We start from the raw sequence: 14,987 nt of genomic DNA on the forward strand, positions 1-14,987 counted from the left end.
GCTACCCCACCATGAGCGAACAACAGCCAACCGTCCCGGCCCAAGATGCGACCCCGGCTACTCCGGCTAATGCCGCACCAGCCGCACCAGCCGCACCAGATGCGCAAACTCCTGTCGAACAACAAAGCCATCCCGGCGCGGCAGCCGAGTCAATTGATCAGCTCCCCGCTTGGGCGCAAAAGATCATCAAGGACACCCGCAGTGAAGCAGCGAACTACCGGACCAAAGCTTCTAGCGCCGATCAAGCATCACAAGCCACCCTTGACCGGATCGCTTCCGCTCTCGGGCTGAAAGGCGAAGAAAAGCCCGATCCAGAAAAGCTCACCGCAGAGCTGGGCAACGCGCAAGAACAAGCACGACAACGAACCGTCGAACTTGCCATCTACAAAGCTGCCGGACCGAATCAGGCGAACCCTGACGCACTCCTAGATTCCGCATCCTTCCTGGCGAAGGTGCGCACACTCGACCCCAAAGCGGGCGACTTCACGAACCAAGTCACTGACGCCATCAAAGAGGCAGTGACGGCTAACCAATCACTCAAGGCAGTCCGGGCGGCTGGCGCGAGCGGCACAGAGTTCTCTGGCGGGTCCGGCGAACAAGGCCAAATCACCGAAGCGCAACTCGCGCAAATGACCCCTGAACAGATCGTGGAAGCCCAAGAAAAAGGGCTTCTGCGCAATCTGCTCGGATAATCCGAAAGGCATCACATGTCTATCCAGAATTTCCGTCCGGAAATTTGGAGTGCGAACCTGCTGGTCGCTCTCCGCAAGTCCCTTGTGTACACGTCGCTGACCAACCGTGACTACGAAGGCGAAATTGCCGCCGCCGGTGACACCGTGCGTATCACTTCCATTGGTCGGCCCACCATCAAGAACTATGTGCCGAACAGCACTATCATCACGCCGGAAGAAGTCAACGACTCGCAACGCACCCTCGTGGTGGACCAGTCCAAGTATTTCGCCTTCGCCGTAGACGATGTTGATGCCCGGCAGGCCAAGGGCAATGTCATCCCCCAATCGATGAGCGAAGCGGCCTACGGGATGGCTGACGTGGTTGATCAGTACATTGCCAATGGCCTGTTGACTGGCATTCAGTCGGCTAACGCGTTGGGTTCCATCGCTATTGCTTCCGGCAGCCCCAGCGATGCCTACGACAAGGTCTTGGTTCCATTGAAGGTCCGTCTCGACCTGGCCAATGTTCCGACCCAGGGCCGTTCAGTTGTGGTGCGTCCAGAATTCCACGGAGCGCTGCTCCGCGACCCGCGATTCATCAAGGTCAACGAGTCCGGCACCTCTGAAGGTCTGCGTAATGGCATGGTTGGGCGGGCCGCTGGTTTCGATATCGTCTTGTCGAACAACGCCCCGAACACGACCGGCTCCGAGTATGCCGTCATCGCCGGCAACTCGACGGCGTACACCTTCGCGGAACAGATCAACAAGGTTGAAGCGTACCGCCCGCAGTCGTCCTTCTCCGATGCCGTCAAGGGCTTGGCCCTCTATGGCGGCAAACTGGTTCGCCCCGATTCGCTGGCAAGCGCGCTTGTCACCGTCAACTAAGGAAGTAGGTAACTGACAATGGCTCGTACTGCTGTCACCGTCACCGATTTGAATGCGGCGACTTCGGTCGCTGACCCGGCGGGTACAAACGCTGACCCGTCCAACGGCCATACCGTAAACGGCGTGCGCCCTGAAGTCCTGGTCTTCCGTGTCACCAACACCGGCGGAGCTGCTGCCAATGCGACGTTGAAAGCTGGGGCTCAGCCTTTGGCCCCGTCCTCAGGCCAGGGCGATCTGGTTGTTTCCGTCCCGGCGTCAGGAGCGGTCTGGATCGGCCCGACGGAGTCCGCCCGGTTTTTGCAACCGGACGGCTCAGTTGCGCTGGACTTGGCTGCCGGTTTTGCCGGCAAAGTCACCGCTTTCAAGGTCAACCGCCGCTGATCATGCCTGAAACGATGTTCATCCGTGGAGAGGGCGGGTCTGTTTTCGAAATGGGCCTGCCGCTCCACGAGGCAATTGCAGAGCGCCTCCACAAGGGGCATCTCGTGCGGGTAAATCCGGACGGTTCAACCTATACGGAAGCCGACGAGCGGACACCGCCGGCTGTTACTGATCGCAAGACGGAATGGGTTTCTTGGGCAGTCCACAACGGGGCCACCCCTGATGACGCTGAAGCGCTCACCAAAACTGACCTGATCGAGAAATACGGATTGTAGGAGGCTATCGTGGCGGGACTTTTCGGAAACTTTGTAGTCCCCGATCAGCTAGCTCAACCGGATGATCTAAAGAATTGGACTGGGGTCGATCCGCCACTAAACGCTGCCCATTTTTTGCGCTCAGCAACGTCGCTTGTCCTTGTAGCATCGGGTGCAAGCTACTATGCAACTGATCCCGCAACCGGCATGGCGACCGATCCCGTTGTTGCCAAAACGCTCAGCGAAGCCACCTGCATACAGGCAGCGGCGTGGATAGCGCTCGGCATTGACCCGGCAACAGGCGGCGTCATCGTGGCCGGGGTCGCATCAAAAAAGTCAATCGGCACCGCATCGATTGACTATGCAGATGCCGGCCGGGCGGCTCAGGCCAAAGCTCAAGCTGTGGAACAGCTTGTCCCGGAAGCCTTGAGGAAGCTTGCTGCAAACAACCTTCTCGATTCCAACGTCTGGATGTACAGCTAATGGCAGGAGTGGAAGAATTCTTTGTCCATTCGGTCAAGGTGGAAACTTTCCAAGGAACCGGTGCGTATGGTGATGCTTACGCTCCCCCGGTGACGCATTCACCAGCGACCGGAACCGGTGTTTTCCTCGAATCGAAACGGCGGTTGGTGCGGGACAAGTCCGGGCAGGAAGTCATCTCAGAAACGACGCTCTACCTGCGCCCGGCACAGGCCGGACTGTATGAGCCGGATTCGCGGGTGGAGGCCCGTGGGGTGAAGTCTTACGTGATTAGCCGCGCGGTCCTGGACGCTCCCGGCTTGGGCCTGCCCGATCATGCTGTCATCACACTGAAATAGAGGCAGCCATGACTGATAATTTCAGTGCACATCTTGACGAACTCGACGCCAAACTTGACGCGGCGCTGCCCGCGATCGCGTTCAAAGCCATGACGCATGTCCACCAGACTGCGCTGCCGAAAACGCCGCTTGAATCTGGGGATCTACGGGGCGGGTCGTCGGTTGAGAACATTCCTGGCGGGGCACGGGTGCTTTACCCCGGCCCGTATGCCCGGTACCAGGAGTATGGAATCTTGCGCCATGAAGTCGGCCAACGGCTCTACCTGACATCCGCGCTTCTTGAGGAAGCACCGAAGGTCATCGAGATCATTGATGCCGAAGTTCAAAAGGTTGTTGGCAGCTGACCGAACTAAACTCTGATCATGGATGGAAGGCGGCAGCGTGGACTTTGAGAAAGAGTTCTTGACCGGGCTCGCCCAAATGATCGCCGACAGCAACATTGCCGTGTACCGGCCGGACGGCGTTTATGCCGAGGGTGAGGCTGGGATCGTTTTCGGGTTCTGGCCGCAATCCCCCGACGCTTGTATCGTGCTGAATCTGACGCCGCTTTCTGACGAATCGATGATCAACTTTTCCCGCTACATCCTGGAAGTGCACGCCCGTGGCGCGAAAGGTGACCCCTTTGGTGCTTCTGGCCTGGCCGTACCGGTCTTTGACCTGATCCACGGTGCCCGCAACCTCGAAGTCGGCAAAATCCAGGTGACCCAGATTTTGCGCAACGGCGGCTCACCGCTGGAACAGGACGGCAGCCGCCGGGCGAAACGTGCTGACAACTATGTGGTCTGGATGGACACCAACCCGACCCAGTACCGAAGCATCAACGGCTGGGACTGACAATCGTCCCAAGCCCATAACTGAATAGCCCCTAACCACCTGCTAGCCCCGTATCTCCTACGGGGCTTTTTTCATGCCCAAAAAGCCCCTATAGGAGGCCACCACATGTCTACCTCGCTCGCGCGTCGTTTCAAATTTGATGTCTCTGCAGACGGCAGCACCTGGCTGCCGTTCAACGGGATGAACGACTTCAACCCGCAAGAAAACCCCACCTACCAGTCCACCGCCGCTTACGACACTGACGGCTACGACTCGTTCGAAAAGACGCTGACCGCCTGGCAGGTCACCGTGAAAGCATTCCGCCGGTTGAACGCCGGGGTCTTCGACCCCGGACAGGAACTTGTGCGTAACGCCCAGTTCAAGTTCGGTGAAGCCGCCCGGCTCTACGTGCGCTGGTATGACCGTAACGGCGCACCGGAAGCGAAGAGCGGCCGCGCACTGGTCGAATGGAACCAGTCGAAGACCGGCGTAGCCGATGTCGAAGAGGTCACCGCAACGTTCAAAGGTGATGGGTCTTTGACCGCGATCACGAACCCGTGGGCCGCTCCGGCGGTTCCGGTCATCGTCTCGGCGGACCCCTCCGGCGTTGCTGCCGGCGGACAGGTGAAGATCACCGGTTCCGGATTCACCGGCACTGTTTCGACTACCGGTGTGAAGTTCGGAGCCACCAACGCGTCCACGTGGACCTTCGTTTCGGACTCGGTCATTGTCGCCACCGTGCCGGCCGGATCAGCCGGTTCGGCACCCATTGTCGTCACGAACGCGGCCGGGGCGTCAACCGCTTTCCCGTACACGCGCGGCGCATAACACCTGAGCACAACGTCCGTGCCGTCGCTTTCGCATAGCGGCGGCGCGGACTCCCAACTTTTGGAAGGAAACCTTACATTGGCTTTTAGGTCACTCGAAGAAATCAACGGCCCCATCGTTCTACCGATCAGGGGCAAAGAATACACGTTACCCGTCGTCTCACTGAACGATGGGCTGAAGCTCCACAGCATCCTCTCCGGTGAGAACCAGGACGAACTGTTCGAAGAGCTTTACCGCATCCTTCTCGGCGATGCATGGCATCAAATGACCGACGACAAAGTACCTGCCCCAATCATTGATCGGGTCTTTTACACGGCGCTGGCTGACTTCCGGACCGGACGCGAAGCCGCTGAAGACATTTGGGAGAACGGACTCCCAAAAGGCTACAGCGAGATAGCGGCGGCAGCAGTTCAGAAAGCGATGACCCTACAGGGCGCGGAGCCTACGACCCCGCAACCGGACTCTACGAATGGTACGAACGCGAAGAGCAAGCCCGCACCTGGGAAGAAATCCTCGAACACTGGACACTAATCGTCGCCGATTTCGCTGAACACTACACGATACGGCTCCGTGCAGAACCGGTCATGTCCTGGGCGGAATTCGCTGACCTGATCGCCGGCCTTCTTTGCGTTGAATCGCGCCTTTTCCGTGTCCTGAATCCTGCCCCTGACCCGTCCGACTCGATGATTGGGGACACCTAATGTCCGATGGAGCCACCACTACCGGGTCTATTGACGCGAAGCTCGGTATCGACAAGACCGCATGGAACGTCGCGGTCCGGGAAACCAAAACGGAATCGGCCGAACTCGGCGCGCTCAACCCGGAAATCAAGGTTGACGCGAATGTTGCCGAAGCGTTGGCGAAGCTCGAAGCTTTGCAAATGGCTGAGCGGAAACTGCGCATCGCCGAACTCGACTTGGACAAGGTCCAGAAGGATCGCGGCGCAACACAGCAACAGCTTCTGCGGGCTCAGAACGCTTTGTCCTCGGCCACGAACCTGACTCAGCGGTTGACCACTGAACGTGAAAAGGACGCCCAGGCCACGGCCCGGCAAGAATCCGTGGTGCGCCGCTTCAGCGACGCCTTGGACCAGAACACCGAATCCGGCCGTCGCGGACGTGTCGGGTTGCAGGCACTCGTTTTCCTTTCCCCCGCGATCGTGGGCGCGATCGCGCCTATCGGTGCTGCTGCGATCGGCCTGGCCGGCGCTTTCGGTGGGATGGCTGCTGCCGGTGTGCTGGCAGTCATCGGCATCAAAAAGGAAATGGACGCAGGCACTACCACGGGTAACGCTTATGCGTCGGGCTTGGCATCGCTGAAAACGGTTCTGGACTCTTTGGGTAAGACCGCTGCGGTATCCATGCTCGGGTCTTTTCAGCAGGCTACTGCGACGATTACCGCGAATCTGCCTGCCCTGAATTCTCAGATCGGCACGTTCACCGGCCTGCTGGGCAAGATTGGTACGACTGCGCTCGATGGGCTGATCACCGGGTTACGCGTCGCGAACCCGCTGTTTCAGGCTGCCGGATTGGTGGTCCTGGATCTAGTGGAGAAGTTCAACCAGTTCACGGCGTCTACCGGGTTCTCCCAGTTCGTGACCTATGCGGTCGGGCAGCTGCCCTTGGTAATGAATTTCCTGGGTCAGACCGGAACCCTGGTGATGAACCTGGTGCAGGCTTTCGCCCCGCTTGGCCAAGTGACCATCAGCGTCCTTTCTGGCCTGATTGGCATGCTGAACAGCGTCCCGTTGCCGGTGCTGGCTGGTTTGGTCACCACGGTGACTTCGTTGGGGGTTGCTTTCAAGATCGCGCCGGCTGTGATCGCTGCCGGTCAAGCGATTGGCGTTTTCGGTTCCATGGCACAACTGGCTGTGCCCGTCGTGGGCATCCTGTTAGCTGCCCTGGCCGGGCTGGGCGCAGCGGCCCTTTCCGCGTCCGCATCACAAAATCAGGCCACCTACTCGGTCCAGTCTTTCACCCAAGCTTTGAAAGACGACAGCAACGCCATCGGTGAGCACACGCGCGCCCAGGTTGCACGAGCCCTGGCTGATAGCAACGCGGCTGCCGCTGCCCAGGCTTTGGGCATCAGCTCCAAAACCCTCACCGATGCGTCCCTGGGCAACAAAGACGCCATTGAAAGTGTCAACGAGTCACTTGAAACCGCTAAAGGCACGTACGACAACGCGGGCACTGCGGTGCTCAACTTCCTCAGCAACGGCATGGGAATGAGCGTTCAGCAGCGTGACACTGAAGCTGCGGTAAAGCTCGTCACTGACGCCTTGGAGAAGAACAAAAATGGGCTTCTCCAAGGCCAGGCAGCTAACGCAGCTGAAGCCCAGGCATTGGGCGTGAATCAGACCGCTTTGCAGCAACTCGCCGCCCAATATGGGGTCTCGGTGAGTGCTTACCAGAACGCGAAGGACCAGCAGCAGAAAACGAAAGATCAGCTCGACGCGACGACCCTTTCCATGCAGTTGCAAAACAACGCCGCTGGGTTGCTGAAGCAGGCGTGGGACGAGTTCAACGGGAAAACGCTCTCGGTTGAACAGTCTCAAACCCGTGCCGGGCAGGCTACGAACTCTCTCATCTCAGCCCTTCAACTAAACAACGCAGAGATCCGTGGCAACACTGACGCGGCGTTGAGCAACCAGTCCGTTATCCAGTCCAAGGTGCAAGCAGATCAAGCCGCCGCTCAGGCAGTAGCGGATCAGACGAAAAGCACCCAGGCCGGCACTCAGGCGTTTGGCGAGTCCAAGGCGGCACTTGAAGCCAGTCTCCGCTCCCAAGGCCTATTGACCGGCGAGGTTCAGGCCTACATCAACAAGCTCTACGACGTAAACAACTTCAAACCCAAACCTGTTGATCTTGAAGTCAAGTCCGAAGCCGCGCAGGCTGCCGTTGACGCGCTTCAATATCGGCTGTCCATGTTGAAGAACAAGACGATTTACGTAGATGTTCAATCATCGGAGTCAGTGAACAACAATCCACCAGTCAGGCCCGGTCAGATTGGCATGTATGCTTCCGGTGATCTGGTGAAGGAAAGCCCCATCAACTATCTTGCCAGTGGTGGTTCTCCTTGGCCCAGTAGGGGCACCGATTCAGTACCAGCCATGCTCACTCCGGGTGAATTTGTAGTCAAACAGCCCGCCGTTTCAAGTGTCGGGTTGAGCGCACTGCGCTATATCAACCAGACCGGCCAGCTACCCGAGTCCCGGACAGACTCGCCGGGGCCGATCACTGTTCAACTGGTGCTCGATGGGCAAGTCTTGGATTCTCGGATTGTGAATCTTGCCAACTTGCGCGTCGAAGCAGGATTTAGAGAAGCAAATGACAGGGCACAACGGAGGCCATCACGTTAGGAGCTCGCGGACAGTATCACCTGAAGTCCGTTATCCGGGTGATACGTCCACGAAGCCTCATAGTTGGACCATTTTCCGGATTGCATTCCATCCATAGCGCGCGTGGCAGTCATTTTCGACCAGGTGCTGTCCGGCATGTCGAGTCCCGTCAATACGCATTTCAATGTCGCGTTATCAAGGCCATTTCCATACTGGGGTTTCCCTTGAAGTGTGGCCGACTTACCCGAATCCTGAATCTTGGCGTACTTCAAATTGTCTTTGGACACGCATTTGTTTACCGAGGCTTGAACTGCTGGCGGCTCTGGCGTGGATGGCGCGCCCGATCCCCCACCGCAAGCTGCTAGAAAGAAGGCTAGTCCGATGACCGGGGCGAGCAGCTTCCTGGATGTTTTCTGTGTGTTCATGGCGCTAATCATAAGCCCACCCAATGACGTTTTGAGGAGGCCGGCTGATGGCGGTTATGACACGTACTAACCGGGCGTCCAACCCGTCTGCGACTTCGTCCACGAACTACGCCGTGGTTCCTGGTACGTCCGGGGCGGCTGGCCTGTCGAATCAGTCCGGTGCGGGCGCGTTCGGGGCCGGTTTCAACCGGGCCACGTGGACGACAGCTACCACAGCGGCCAGTGGCGGGATCTCGTACACGCAAACGCTGTTGAGCCCGAACGTTCAGTACTCGCATATGGTTTGGGTCAGGTCATCGAAGGCCCAGACGTTGCAGCTTTCGGGCCAGTATCAGAATTCATCCGGCAGTAACGTCGGGTCGGTCTTCACCTCGTCTGCGGCGTCCGTGGCTGCCGGTGTTTGGACCGTGTTCGCGGTCAATGGAGCCACATCGGGTGCAGCGGTTGACCGAGTGGTGTTGTCGGTCGGCGCGGTTTCTGGTGGGTCGAATTGGGCTGTTGGCGACACTTTGGACATTGATGGTGTGCTGATCGAGGCTGCACCGGTAGCTGGTGCGTTCTTTGATGGTTCGTTTGTTTCCGCTGCGAACGTCGTCTATGCGTGGGCTGGATCTGCGAACGCGTCGAACTCGACCGCGACCACGTATCAGCCAGTCGTTGCGGCTGTTGCGAAAGCTGATGCGCCGTGCCCTCGGGTGGAAGTGACGGTGACGGATCTGGCCCCGTTGAATCAGGTCGTGAATGTTTGGCGAACGTCGGACGGAAGGCGGCAAGCGGTCCGTGGCGCTCGCGGGCGGACCATGGTTGCTGCTGATTTCGTCATTGATTATGAAGCCCCGCTGAACCGCTCCCTGACCTATGAAGTGGAAGTCACCGCCGGGGTGAACGCGCTTGCGGTCGTCACGCCGGCCACGGTCATTGTGTCGTCGCAATATTGGTGGATTCAAGACCCGCTGGTTCCGTCCTCAGCCATGGCATTAGCGGTGACGAAGGGCGATTCAAGCCGTCCGGTTTTGACTGCTGCCGCCGTGAGAACCCTCGAATATGCTGCATCGGTTAGTGTGCTCCCTGTTCTCGGTTCAGCGGAGCCGGTAGCGCTGATGGGAACACGGTCGATTGCTGGGAATGTGGATTTCAGCATGTTCACCCAAGCCGCGTCCGCCACGACCGCGTTGCGTAACCTCATCAAGCAGACACCGCTTTTGCTGGTACGCCCGAACGGTGCGCGAAATGACGGCATACCTGGGGTCGCCTATTTCGCCTCCGGTAAACCTGTTGAGCATCCGGTGACGGTCGCTTTCGGTGGGTCATTGACCAGTTGGCAACTCACCGGCGATTTGGTTGCCGCGCCGACGATGAATGTGCTGGTGCCGGTGTGGACGTATGGGACGGTGCAGGCTTTGTGGGCGACGTATCAGCAAGCGCAAACGACGCTTGGTGGGAAAACGTATCTTGATGTGCTCAAATCCCCTTCCGGGGTCTAAATGAAGGAGAAAAATGGCGGATGTTAGGTGTTGGCAGGCGTACCCGGATTCGACGGGCTTTGAGGACGTGGCACGGCAGATCAGTGGCGATACAGCGTATTTGAAAGTCGGGGTCAGTGTCGCTTCCGTGACTGGCTCTGGTGCCCAGTCGGTGATGGTGGTGCAGTGGTCTGATGACGGGACGACGTGGACTGAGACGGAGCCTTTAGCGACGATCACTGCCCCGCCAGGGACAGTGAAAAAGTTCGAGGTCAAAGCCCCGTATTGGCGGATCAAGGGTGTCACGACGGGCACCGACGCGGTAGTGACAAGTAGCGCCTGGGCCATTTACTAAAACCACTCTTTGGGGGTCGTGTGCGGTTCATTGATGAGAACACGGCGAACGCGCTCACCGGCTCCCGTGCTGGTGACTTGATCCGGGTGTATGCCTGGTACGGGGGGAAACTTTCTTTCCCTGATCCTTTGAAGGTCACCTCTTGGTCGATCAATTGGGACCGGTCCCGGCAAGTGTCGCAAATGAATGTGACCATTGTGGACGAGTCCGGGAAGCAAGCACCCTGGCTTTTGGAAGATCCTTTAGGTGTTGGCGGGGCCGAGCTGCAAGTCATTTACCAGGTCGGCTCTGCCGGGTATGTGAACCTGGGGTGGTACCGGATCACCCAATCAGAACCTGATGATCAGTGGCGCTCTTATCTCATTGATGAAAAGGGCAGGATCAACCCGAACACGCCGATTCCTAAAGATAAGCGTCTCGTGTCGGTCCCTGGCGGGACGGTGGTGCAAATCACGGCGCAGGACCGGGGACGTAATGCGCAAAGCTACCGGCTGCTGGCCCCGGAGTCCCCGCCCGGGTCTTCACCGACTATAGTTTCTGAAATTCAGCGGCTCATGGACGGTATAGCCCCGGTCGTCACCACGAGCGGGGTGGTGGATCGGGCGGTGAATAAGTCCTTGGTCTATCAGGACGACCGGCTCAACGCTGTCCAGGACTTGGCTCGGCGCATCCTGTGCGATGTGCGGTTCAATGGTGATGGCCAATGCGAAATCTATCCGCTCACCGCCCAGTCCCCGGTCTGGACGGTGCGCGGCGGGCCGGAGGGTGCTTTGGTGCGGGTCAACCGCTCCCAATCCTTGGACGGGTTGTACAACATTTTCGTCGTGGAAGGCACCGCCACAAATGGTGGGCGCAGCATCCCCGTGACCGGGATCTCACAAATCTCCACCGGCCCGCTCTCCGTGAACGGCCCGCACGGTCGGGTGCCCAAATTCTATTCCTCACCCATGATCTCCACCCAAGCCGAAGCTGACGCTTACGCCCAGACCATGATGAGCACGCAGCTGGCCGGGCTGACGACTGATCTGAAAGTGGAATGCTTGCCGAATCCGGCGATCCAGCAAGGTGACTGGGTGACTATTGCCTCACCGATCGTCAATGGGCAAGAAGCCCTCCTTTCCGGGTCGGTGAAAACCATGGACCTCCGCTCCGCTGGCTCCACGGTCGGCCCCATGGCCCTGACCGTCGAATGCTCCTACACCGATGTGCAAACCGTAATGGGGGGCGTGAATCGTGGCTGACCTGTCCAATCTGGAAACCCAGACCGCGACGGTGCGCACCTACCAAGGTGTGGTCGTCGCCTCCGGTGGCACACTGGCCGTGAACGTCAACGGCCGGGTCATCCCGGCCCGCTGGGCGGACCCCATCATCGCATCAGTAGGCGACACGGTAAGGGTCGAAATATCTTCAGGAGCCACCGGCCAAGGCCAAGCTTTCGTCACCAGCCGACTCACGAACCTGCCCAGGCCCGGGACCGGGAAAGTCAAAACCAACACGCCGGGGACGATCATCACCGTGACCGGCACGGACGGGATCGACTATCCATGCACTTTCCTGGCCTCCTACACCCCCACTGCTGGGGATAATGTGGCCCTGGACTGGCGCGCTTCGCAAGGGAACGTTTTAGGGAAAGTCGGGGTCATCGCCCCACCAACGCCTGCCGGTGGAGGGGTCACTCCCCCACCGGCTCAGCCGCAAACCGGGACGAGCGTTTATGCTGCCTCGGACTCGGCTACTTTCGGGTCTTTCGGCTGGGACCGGTGGGCCGGTGGGGGCGGAAACATTTATCAAGGATCTTATGGTGCCGGACCCTTGTATGGGGCATGGTTTTACTCCGGCTCCCCCCGTGAACTGGCTGGGCGTACGATCAACCGGGTCCAATTCACGCTCGGTGCCCGCCGCACGGTCGGATCGTACAATTCCCCGGTAGCTGTCCATTTCTACGGCCACACCAGCCCGACCCGGCCAGGGGCCGACGTGGCCAGGGTCGCCGGTCCCTTCGATGTGACCATCCCGCCCGGTTGGGCCGGCGGTGTCGTTGACCTGCCAACATCTTTCGGTGCCGCACTCCAATCCGGGGGCGGCATTTCCATTACCGGCGAACCCTACGCCGGGTTCCTTGGACGCTACCAGTCCCCCAGCTCCGGGACTCTATCCCTTGATTGGACCAGATAATGCCCCAGACCAGACCCAATAAATCCACAGTGCCGGTGAACTCGGACGCCTACAATCTGACCGGGGACATGGCCACCATGGCCGACTCGCTCAACGTCGTGGTCCCGGTCGCTTCAGCGGCCGAGCGGGACGGGTTGACGAAAAAACCGAACCTGCTTGTCTCGCGCACCGATCTGGGCGGCGTCATCGAAGCCTGGGACACGAGCCTGAATTCCTGGTCGAAAGGCCGACAATTCGCGTGGCTCCGGGCGCCAGAAATCAAATGGGACTCGACCCGGCGCGGCATCGGCGTCCTAGGCACCGTCATGGACGTCAATAACGACTTCTGCGCACAATCCGGGGTCAGCGACGGCTTCCGGCTGCTCATCCCAGGACTGTACTATGTGGAACTTTTCCTTGCCGGCAACACGCAACCCGGTAGCGGGGTGGCGACTTTCTACCGTGACGGGGACCGCTACACCGAAGCCGGTATCGGCTCTACCGGGTCTTGGTGCGGGATACTCGGGGCCGTCATCTACGTCACTGGTACGTCCGATATCAGTGTCGATGGTTCATCAGCGACCGATTGGTTCATGGTCCCGAACTTCCGTATCACCAGGCTCGGCTGATGGGTTGGGGTGAATGGGCCGCCCTGGCCACCATCACGACAGCGGCAGCAGGGGGCGCTATTTTCATCGTCAAAGTCATCATCCCGTACCTGCGGAAAATCGGTCGAGTCATCGACCGCATAGGCGGGGTGGATGCTGACCCCAAAACCGGTCAAGCGCGCATCCCCTCGATCTTCGAAGACCTCGCTGACCTGAAAACCCGCCTTGACGGACAAGACGCCGTGCTCGAAACGATCCGACACGAAGTCGAATACAACAACGGGACATCAATCAAAGACAGCCAAAGGCGTCAAGAAACCGACACCCGCGACCTGAAAAACAGCTTCGATGACCTGAAAAAAGCTTTCGAAGACCACACATCAGCGCCCACAACCACAGTGAACAACAAACAGGGAGGCTGACCAATGACATACACTCTCGAAACCCAATACACGTCCAAGAACTTCACCCCCGCCGCTCAGGTGCCGGCCATCTTCGGAATGCCCCGGACGATCACCGGAATCACAATCCACCACTGGGGCGGTCTGGGTCAGCTCTTTGAAACCGTCCGCCAATGGCTGTGCACCAACAACGTCCCAACCTCGGCGCACTACATCGTCCAAGCAGGGCTAGTGTCCTGCATCGTAGCCCCAGAAAATGCGGCTTGGCATGCCGGCACGGCACGCGGCAACGCCACCACCATCGGCATCGAATGCCGTCCGGAAGCCACAGACGAAGACTACGCCACCGTCGCCGAGCTTATCCGTGACCTACGCGCCACCTACGGCGACCTTCCGCTCTTCAAGCATTCGGACTGGATTCCGACAGCATGCCCTGGGGTATGGGACCTGCCCCGACTCGATGCACTCGCCCGAAACCAACCCCCCACAGAAAAGGACTGGTTCGACATGGCCAACCTCGATGACCTGAAACAAGCAATCCGTGAAACTGACAACGAGAAATTCTCCCGCCAAGGATCCGTAGGCGGTCAAATGTCCAAGCAAGACTTCTTCGCTTGGTTCGACGCGACCATGGCCTCCGCCGTTCGCCAAGCAGCATCAGCCGCAGCGCAAGCAGTCCTCAATACCCCGATCCCCCGTATCGGCGGCGGGACGATCACCTTGGCAACGATGGCCGCCTACTCCGACGCGAACCGGGAAGCGGGACAGCAAGTACAAACTAGCCTTGTCGAGCAGGCTGTGAAGGCGGCGCTGACTGATGGCACGGTGAAAGTCGATGTGTCCGTGACGGGGGGCAAGTAATGCTGACTTTAGCTTTCTGGGCGGCTGCTTTCGAGCGGGCCGTCAAAACCGTCGCCCAGGCTGCGATCGCGCTGATCGGTACCGGCTCGGTCGGCTTCACGGACCTTAACTGGTGGCAGATCGCTTCCGTGTCCGGGGTTGCCGGAATCGTCTCGATCCTGACCTCCCTGGCCTCTGGTGGATTCACTGACGGGACACCCTCCACTGGGACCCTGGAAACCACCGACGGCACCCGCCTGGCCGGACGCCGGGCAAAACGCTAGCCGAGCACCTTCCAAGGAGGTCAAAATGTCACCACCCGGTACCGTGAAAATCGCACTCGCCGCCACCTACCTGGACGGCTCCCCGGCACGTGGGGTTTTGCAGGTGAAGTACGACGGCGGACCCATGAGCGCCGGAAACGTCGGGTCCAAAGGCCCACGCGGGGCCGGGGCTGGTGTCTTCTACGTCACCACCGCGTCCCAGAAATCCCAATTCGTGTGCACACGTTACACCGATGACCCATGGCCGTCCAAACTCCCCGGCAGACCCGCCTAGACCTATGGAGATCGACCTTGCAGGTTGAATGCTCGAGCACTTAGTCGTATAGTGAAAGTTCGCGTAGTCCATGGGGAAGGGGCCGCATGGGGTACTGGAAGAAGCACCCTGTCAAGGAGTTGAACGCTCTCCTCGGCGAGTATCACGAGGCGGGATGGGAGATCATAGACCCGCCCAAATATTACAAAGTCAAGTG

Annotated in this window: 20 protein-coding genes; 19 read left to right on the plus strand and 1 reads right to left on the minus strand. The window is 59.3% G+C overall.

Annotation, left to right across the window (positions count from 1 at the left end):
• Positions 1–11: 11 nt before the first annotated feature.
• From JOE69_RS05725 to JOE69_RS05775, 11 genes are all read left to right on the plus strand, one after another.
• Positions 12–692 carry a hypothetical protein gene (locus JOE69_RS05725; RefSeq protein ID WP_309796840.1) on the plus strand — a complete coding sequence of 227 codons (681 nt, stop codon included), beginning with the start codon at positions 12–14 and terminating at the stop codon, positions 690–692.
• A gap of 15 nt (positions 693–707) precedes the next feature.
• Positions 708–1,556 (plus strand): phage major capsid protein, encoded by an 849-nt coding sequence (locus JOE69_RS05730; RefSeq protein ID WP_309796843.1) that lies wholly within the window; start codon positions 708–710, stop codon positions 1,554–1,556.
• An 18-nt stretch (positions 1,557–1,574) separates the two neighbouring features.
• Positions 1,575–1,937 carry a hypothetical protein gene (locus JOE69_RS05735; RefSeq protein WP_309796845.1) on the plus strand — a complete coding sequence of 121 codons (363 nt, stop codon included), beginning with the start codon at positions 1,575–1,577 and terminating at the stop codon, positions 1,935–1,937.
• A 2-nt stretch (positions 1,938–1,939) separates the two neighbouring features.
• On the plus strand, positions 1,940–2,212 hold the full coding sequence (locus JOE69_RS05740) for a hypothetical protein (RefSeq protein ID WP_309796847.1): 273 nt from the start codon (positions 1,940–1,942) through the stop codon (positions 2,210–2,212).
• Between the two features lie 9 nt (positions 2,213–2,221).
• A complete protein-coding gene (locus JOE69_RS05745; RefSeq protein WP_309796849.1) occupies positions 2,222–2,674 on the plus strand; it encodes a hypothetical protein in 453 nt (150 codons plus the stop codon).
• Positions 2,675–2,763: 89 nt separating this feature from the next.
• Positions 2,764–3,009: a hypothetical protein gene (locus tag JOE69_RS05750; RefSeq protein WP_309796851.1), complete on the plus strand. Its 246-nt coding sequence runs from the start codon at positions 2,764–2,766 to the stop codon at positions 3,007–3,009.
• Positions 3,010–3,017: 8 nt separating this feature from the next.
• A complete protein-coding gene (locus JOE69_RS05755) occupies positions 3,018–3,353 on the plus strand; it encodes a hypothetical protein (protein WP_309796853.1) in 336 nt (111 codons plus the stop codon).
• 22 nt (positions 3,354–3,375) lie between these two features.
• Positions 3,376–3,843, plus strand: a complete 468-nt coding sequence (locus JOE69_RS05760; protein ID WP_309796854.1) for a hypothetical protein — start codon at positions 3,376–3,378, stop codon at positions 3,841–3,843.
• A 105-nt stretch (positions 3,844–3,948) separates the two neighbouring features.
• Positions 3,949–4,650 carry a phage tail tube protein gene (locus JOE69_RS05765; protein WP_309796856.1) on the plus strand — a complete coding sequence of 234 codons (702 nt, stop codon included), beginning with the start codon at positions 3,949–3,951 and terminating at the stop codon, positions 4,648–4,650.
• Positions 4,651–4,728: 78 nt separating this feature from the next.
• A complete protein-coding gene (locus JOE69_RS05770; RefSeq protein ID WP_309796858.1) occupies positions 4,729–5,181 on the plus strand; it encodes a DUF7426 family protein in 453 nt (150 codons plus the stop codon).
• A gap of 169 nt (positions 5,182–5,350) precedes the next feature.
• Positions 5,351–8,008, plus strand: coding sequence for a hypothetical protein (locus JOE69_RS05775; RefSeq protein WP_309796860.1), 2,658 nt, complete (start codon positions 5,351–5,353; stop codon positions 8,006–8,008).
• Here the strand turns inward: JOE69_RS05775 and JOE69_RS05780 are convergent.
• Complete coding sequence (locus JOE69_RS05780; RefSeq protein WP_309796862.1) at positions 8,005–8,412, minus strand: hypothetical protein; 408 nt, start codon at positions 8,410–8,412, stop codon at positions 8,005–8,007. The two genes, JOE69_RS05775 and JOE69_RS05780, sit on opposite strands and share 4 nt — an antisense overlap.
• A 47-nt stretch (positions 8,413–8,459) precedes the next feature.
• Between JOE69_RS05780 and JOE69_RS05785 the strand changes: the two genes are divergently transcribed.
• The 8 genes from JOE69_RS05785 to JOE69_RS05820 all read left to right on the plus strand — a co-directional run bounded on the left by JOE69_RS05785 (position 8,460) and on the right by JOE69_RS05820 (position 14,791).
• Complete coding sequence (locus JOE69_RS05785; RefSeq protein WP_309796864.1) at positions 8,460–9,896, plus strand: hypothetical protein; 1,437 nt, start codon at positions 8,460–8,462, stop codon at positions 9,894–9,896.
• Between the two features lie 354 nt (positions 9,897–10,250).
• Positions 10,251–11,471: a hypothetical protein gene (locus tag JOE69_RS05790; protein ID WP_309796865.1), complete on the plus strand. Its 1,221-nt coding sequence runs from the start codon at positions 10,251–10,253 to the stop codon at positions 11,469–11,471.
• Positions 11,464–12,405 (plus strand): hypothetical protein, encoded by a 942-nt coding sequence (locus JOE69_RS05795; protein ID WP_309796868.1) that lies wholly within the window; start codon positions 11,464–11,466, stop codon positions 12,403–12,405. The genes JOE69_RS05790 and JOE69_RS05795 overlap by 8 nt, the downstream gene beginning before the upstream one ends.
• Entirely contained in the window at positions 12,405–13,013 is a 609-nt protein-coding gene (locus tag JOE69_RS05800) for a hypothetical protein (RefSeq protein ID WP_309796870.1), read from the plus strand. Before JOE69_RS05795 ends, JOE69_RS05800 begins: the two co-directional genes overlap by 1 nt.
• Positions 13,013–13,414, plus strand: a complete 402-nt coding sequence (locus JOE69_RS05805) for a hypothetical protein (protein WP_309796872.1) — start codon at positions 13,013–13,015, stop codon at positions 13,412–13,414. Before JOE69_RS05800 ends, JOE69_RS05805 begins: the two co-directional genes overlap by 1 nt.
• A 3-nt stretch (positions 13,415–13,417) precedes the next feature.
• The gene (locus tag JOE69_RS05810) at positions 13,418–14,254 is read left to right on the plus strand and encodes a peptidoglycan recognition protein family protein (protein ID WP_309796874.1); all 837 of its coding nucleotides are present in this window, start codon (positions 13,418–13,420) and stop codon (positions 14,252–14,254) included.
• A complete protein-coding gene (locus JOE69_RS05815; RefSeq protein ID WP_309796875.1) occupies positions 14,254–14,517 on the plus strand; it encodes a holin in 264 nt (87 codons plus the stop codon). The genes JOE69_RS05810 and JOE69_RS05815 overlap by 1 nt, the downstream gene beginning before the upstream one ends.
• A 25-nt stretch (positions 14,518–14,542) precedes the next feature.
• The gene (locus JOE69_RS05820) at positions 14,543–14,791 is read left to right on the plus strand and encodes a hypothetical protein (RefSeq protein WP_309796877.1); all 249 of its coding nucleotides are present in this window, start codon (positions 14,543–14,545) and stop codon (positions 14,789–14,791) included.
• Positions 14,792–14,987: the final 196 nt, after the last annotated feature.

Source organism: Arthrobacter russicus, from assembly GCF_031454135.1.
Classification (GTDB): Bacteria; Actinomycetota; Actinomycetes; order Actinomycetales; family Micrococcaceae; genus Renibacterium; species Renibacterium russicum.